Source organism: Mesorhizobium sp. L48C026A00, from assembly GCF_000502375.1.
GTDB lineage: Bacteria > Pseudomonadota > Alphaproteobacteria > Rhizobiales > Rhizobiaceae > Mesorhizobium > Mesorhizobium muleiense.
In genome coordinates this window covers 1-236 of sequence record NZ_AYWU01000135.1, presented here as the reverse complement: position 1 = coordinate 236, position 236 = coordinate 1, and the positions used below count along the sequence as shown (strand labels likewise).

The 236-nt window shown below is 64.0% G+C and carries 1 protein-coding gene; it reads right to left on the bottom strand.

What is annotated here, in order from left to right; all coding sequences use genetic code 11:
• On the bottom strand, positions 1–236 hold a 236-nt coding region (locus tag X738_RS80685), incomplete at both ends, for a DDE-type integrase/transposase/recombinase (protein ID WP_023804309.1).

Here is a 236-nt window from a genome sequence, read left to right as displayed (position 1 = left end):
TCGAATGCGGCGCTTGATACGCCGGTGATCCTGTTCGATCCGATTGTTGAGATACCGGCTATTGCGGATGCGGATCGGCTTCAGCGGCCGCCGCGATCGCTGCCGCAGCCGCCTTTCAGCGTCGCAGGAAAGGATCGCTTCGTAATTGGTCTGGCTGCCGTCGATGACGATGCGCTCCGGCCGGCCATGGCGCGTCAGCGCCTTGCGGAGGAAGCGTTTGGCCGCCACCAGGTCAC